The sequence below is a fragment of the Streptomyces sp. genome (assembly GCF_036566765.1).
Classification (GTDB): domain Bacteria; phylum Actinomycetota; class Actinomycetes; order Streptomycetales; family Streptomycetaceae; genus Streptomyces.
Genome location: NZ_DATCVQ010000618.1, coordinates 1 through 4,757, shown reverse-complemented (window position 1 = coordinate 4,757; position 4,757 = coordinate 1). Strand labels below are relative to the sequence as shown.

Sequence of the window (4,757 nt, the reverse complement as noted above, 5' to 3'; positions counted from 1 at the left end):
CGCCGACGGTGAGGACCAGGCCGATACCGGCCCGGATCCAGCCGGACTTGGCGTCCGCCGGGGTTCCGGATTCGCGCAGGGCGGCCATCGGCGAGACCTTGCCGGCCCGGCGGGCCGGGACGTACGCGGCGACGACGGTGACGATGATGCCGAGCGCCAGCCCGAGCACCGGAGTCGTCCAGGCGATCGTGAGGTCCTCGGTAGACAGGTTCATGCCCATGGAGTTCATGAGCTTCATCAGGCCGACGGCGACACCGATTCCGGCACCGACGCCGAGGACGGAGCCGACCGTGCCGAGGAACAGCGCCTCGACCAGCACGGACCGGTTGACCTGCCTGCGGCTGGAGCCGATGGCCCGCATCAGGCCGATCTCGCGGGTGCGCTGGGCCACCAGCATCGAGAAGGTGTTGACGATGAGGAAGATGCCGACGAGGAAGGCGATCCCGGCGAAGCCGAGCATCGCGTACTTCATGACGTCGAGGAACCCGGCGACGTCCTTGCGGCCCTCGTCCGCGGCCTCGGCGGCGGTCTGCAGCTTGTAGCCCTCGCCGACCGCCGAGGCGATGCTCGCCTTGAGTCGGTCGTCGGAGACCCCCGCCGCGGCGTCGGCGGTGATCGTCGTGAACAGCCCTTCCTTGCCGAGGAGTTCGCGCTGGGCGGTGGCCGTGTCGAAGTAGACGACGGTGGCGCCGGGGTTGGTGACCTTGAAGTCGGCGATGCCGGAGATCTTCGCGGTGAAGTCACCGGTGACGGAGATGGTGCGCAGTTCGTCGCCGATCTTCAGCTTGTGCTTCTCGGCGGTGCCGCCGTCGACCAGCACCTCGGTGGGCCCGCGCGGCTCGTGGCCGGAGGTGATCTCCACCGAACGCAGCTCGTTCGGGCTCCAGTTGACGGCGATCGTGGGCGCGCCGCTGGTCGGACCGAGGTTCTTGTTCTTCGCGTCCACGACGGTGATGCTCAGCGAGATCACCGAGCCCTGGGCGCCCTTGACCCCGTCGGCCTTGCGGACCTTCTCGACGAGCGAGGCCGGGAAGGTCTCGGGGCGGCCGGTCTGCGGGTTCGTCTCGCCGCTGCCGGCGCTGAGCGTGACGTCGGAGGCGGTCGAAGCGAAGAGCTTGTCGAAGGTGGTGTTCATGGTGTCCGTGAACACCAGCGTGCCGCTCACGAACGCCACGGACAGCATGACGGCGACGGCGGAGAGCGCCATACGGCCCTTGTGCGCGAAGAAGTTGCGCAGCGAGGTCTTGAGGACGGTCATGACGTGCGCCCCCGGGCGTCGAAGTCCTTCATGCGGTCCAGGACGGCGTCGGCGGTGGGCTTGAACATCTCGTCGACGATCCTGCCGTCCGCCAGGTAGAGCACCCGGTCCGCGTAGGAGGCGGCCACCGGGTCGTGCGTCACCATGACGATCGTCTGGCCCAGCTCGTCCACCGACTGCCGCAGGAAGCCGAGCACCTCTGCGCCGGCCCGGGAGTCCAGGTTTCCGGTCGGCTCGTCGCCGAAGATGATCTCGGGGCGGGCGGCCAGGGCGCGCGCCACGGCGACGCGCTGCTGCTGACCTCCGGAGAGCTGGGTCGGCCGGTGCTTGAGACGGTCGGCGAGTCCGACCGTGGTGACGACCCGGTCCAGCCACGCCCGGTCCGGCTTGCGGCCGGCGATGTCCATCGGGAGCGTGATGTTCTCTATCGCGTCCAGGGTCGGCAGCAGGTTGAACGCCTGGAAGATGAAGCCGATCCGGTCCCGCCGCAGCTGCGTCAGCTTCTTGTCCTTCAGACCGGTGATCTCGGTCTCGTCGAGGTAGATCTGGCCGCTGGTGACGGTGTCGAGACCGGCCAGGCAGTGCATCAGGGTCGACTTGCCGGACCCGGAGGGGCCCATGATCGCGGTGAACTGCCCCCGGTTGATGTCGACGTCGACATGGTCCAGGGCGACGACCCGGGTCTCGCCCTGCCCGTACGCCTTGACGACCTGCCGCGCCCGCGCGGCGACGGCCGTACGCTCTCCAGAACCCCCGTGCCTGGGGATGGTCACAGCCGAAGTCACGGTATGTCTCCTATATCGGTGAGTTACGAAGCAGTGCGGTGCCGTGCGGTGCAGTGCGGTGCCGTGCAGTGCGGTGCCGTGCCGTGCGGTGCCGTGCCGTGCGGTGCAGTGCGCTTGCTCCGCTGATCCGGTGCGGTGATTCGAGTCTGTTCGGTGCGGGACCCGAGCACAGTGGTGCTCCCCGCACACTCGCCCTGCGGTTTTCCTCAGGCCCCCGTGACCTGAGGCGAGCCGCAGCCCGTAAGAACCAGTTAAGAACCAGGCGGCCCCCGGCACGTCCTCCGTCGGGACGAACGCCCCCTGGGCGCAATGGGGGAGGTTCCCTTAGGGGTCTCCACCCGTGGGCGGAGACCCCCTCGGGGGTTTTCCCCGACTCTGCCCCCTCCCGCAGCGTGAGGTGCAAGTGAGAGGGTGTCCCCCGAAGAAATAGATGCATAGGGAATGCATGCCGACAGCAGGGGAGGACATCCGGTGGCCGAACCGACGACAGCGCCCGCGACCGCGACCGCGGCCACGCCACGCGGCAGAGGCCCCGTCGTCGCAGCGCTCATGCTCGGCATGGGCCTCGCCGCCCTGGACGGCACCGTCGTCGCCACCGCCGTCCCGCAGATCGTCGGCGACCTCGGCGGACTCGCGGTCTTCTCCTGGCTGTTCTCCGGCTACCTGCTCGCCGTCACCGTCACCCTGCCGGTGTACGGGAAGCTCTCCGACACCTTCGGCCGCAAGCCGGTCCTCATCGCCGGCATCGTCCTCTTCCTCGTCGGCTCGCTGCTGTGCGCGGCAGCCTGGAACATGGCCTCCCTCATCGCCTTCCGGATCGTGCAGGGCCTCGGCGGCGGCGCGCTCCAGGGCACCGTCCAGACGATCGCGGCCGACCTGTACCCGCTGAAGGAACGCCCGAAGATCCAGGCGAAGCTCTCCTCCGTGTGGGCCACCTCGTCGGTCGCCGGCCCGGCCGCCGGCGGCCTGCTGGCCGGCTACGCCGACTGGCGCTGGATCTTCCTCGTCAACATTCCGGTCGGTCTGGTGGCCCTCTGGCTCGTCGCCCGCTACCTGGTCGAACCAGTCCGCAGCACGGCCCAGGGCTCCGGCGCGACCGACGCTCCGCGCCGCGTCGTCGTCGACTGGCCCGGCGCCCTCGCCATCTTCGCGACCGGCGCCCTGCTGCTCACCGCGCTCGTCCAGGGCGGCGTCGCCTGGCCGTGGCTGTCCGCGCCCTCACTGGCGCTGTTCGGCGGCAGCCTGGCCCTCGGCGCGCTCACCGTGATCATCGAACGGCGCGCCGCCGAACCGATCATCCCCGGCTGGGTGTGGCGCCGCCGCACCATAGCCGCCGTCAACCTCGCGCTCGGCGCGCTCGGCCTGCTGATGGTCGCCCCGACCGTCTTCCTGCCCACCTACGCCCAAGCCGTCCTCGGCCTCGGCCCGATCGCCGCCGGGTTCGTACTGTCCGCGATGACCCTGAGCTGGCCGGTCACCGCCGCCTTCGCCAACCGCGTGTACAGCCGCATCGGCTTCCGGCTCACCGCCGTGTTCGGCATCTCGTGCGCCCTGCTCGTCCTCCTCGCCTTCCCTTTGCTGCCGTTCCCCGGCGAGCCCTGGCAGCCCGCCCTGCTGATGCTGCTGCTCGGCGCGTCCCTCGGCTTCTTCCAGCTCCCGCTCATCGTGGGCGTCCAGTCGACCGTCCCGTACGAGGAGCGCGGCACGACCACCGCGTCCGTACTGTTCTGCCGCCAGGTCGGCCAGAGCGTCGGCGCGGCGCTGTTCGGCGCGATCGCCAACGGCGTGCTCGCCGCCCGCCTCGGCGGCAGCGGCGACCTGGACTCGCTCGCCCGCGCCCTCGACACCCCCGGCGCGCTCACCGCCTCGGCCGCCGACCATCTGCGCCGGGCGGTGGACGCGGCGGTGGACTACGTCCACATCGGCGCGGCCGTCGCGGCCGCCCTGGCCCTCCTCGTCCTGCTCACGATCGCGCCCCGCCGCTTCCCGGTCCTGAAGGAGGCCACGGAGGGCGCGGGTGAGTCGGGGGACGGATCGGCGGCGGCGAAAGCGGCGCAGGAACCGGCCGCCTGACGGGGCGGTGCGACCGCCTGACGGAGGCGGTGCGACCGCCGCCTGACGGGGGCGGTGCGGCCGCCGCCCGACGGGGGCGGTGCGGCCCCTACTTCTCTTCCTCCTCCCCCACCCGGGGTTCCTCGGACTCCTCGGGCTCCTCCCTCTGCTCGTCTCCCTGCTCCTCCCCCTCCCCCCGCCCCGTCAGCGTCGCCAAGCTGTTGCGGACGTGGGTCATATGGGCCCGGGTCTCCTCGCGGGCGCTGTCGTGCTCGCGCAGGACGCGGTCCGTCTCGCGCTCGATCCGGTCCTGGTGCACCCGGGCCTCCGCGAGCAGTTCCTCGGCGCCGACCTCCGCCTCCTCCTGGCGGTGCCGGGCGCTCTCCTCGGCCTCCGCGAAGGCCCGCTCAGCCTCCGAGAGCGCGGACTCCGCCGCCGCGACCAGCTCGATGTGCCGGGCCGCGAGCTCCTCGTCCCGGCGGGCCGCCGCCCGCTCCGCCTCCGCCCACCGCTCGACGTGCTCCTTCTCCTGCGCGTCCACCAGCGCCGCCGCCCGCAGCCGGGCGTCCTCCACCGCCGTACGCGCCTCCTCCCGTGCCGCGGCCGCGTCGGCCCGCGCGCCCGCCCGTAGCGCCGCCGCCTCACCGCGCGCGTCCCGGAGC

General features: G+C 71.7%; 3 protein-coding genes and 1 pseudogene. 1 reads left to right on the top strand and 3 read right to left on the bottom strand.

The annotated features are described in order from the left end of the window. Positions 1-1,258: ABC transporter permease (locus VIU94_RS36060; protein ID WP_331918321.1), on the bottom strand; the 1,258-nt coding region annotated here is incomplete at its 3' end. Beyond that, the gene (locus VIU94_RS36055; RefSeq protein WP_331918319.1) at positions 1,255-2,043 is read right to left on the bottom strand and encodes an ABC transporter ATP-binding protein; all 789 of its coding nucleotides are present in this window, start codon (positions 2,041-2,043) and stop codon (positions 1,255-1,257) included. The genes VIU94_RS36060 and VIU94_RS36055, both read right to left, overlap by 4 nt. Before the next feature lie 441 nt (positions 2,044-2,484). Here VIU94_RS36055 and VIU94_RS36050 point away from each other — a divergent pair, with 441 nt between their 5' ends. Continuing rightward, complete coding sequence (locus VIU94_RS36050) at positions 2,485-4,116, top strand: MFS transporter (protein WP_331918317.1); 1,632 nt, start codon at positions 2,485-2,487, stop codon at positions 4,114-4,116. Between the two features lie 88 nt (positions 4,117-4,204). On the opposite strand, the pseudogene VIU94_RS36045 reads toward VIU94_RS36050, so the two are convergent. After that, positions 4,205-4,757 (bottom strand): annotated as a pseudogene (locus VIU94_RS36045) (cellulose-binding protein); the annotation flags it as partial.

Coding starts and splice junctions, on each gene's coding strand:
- VIU94_RS36050 (WP_331918317.1), top strand. CDS start 2,485: ATGCATGCCGACAGCAGGGGAGGACATCCGGTGGCCGAACCGACGACA.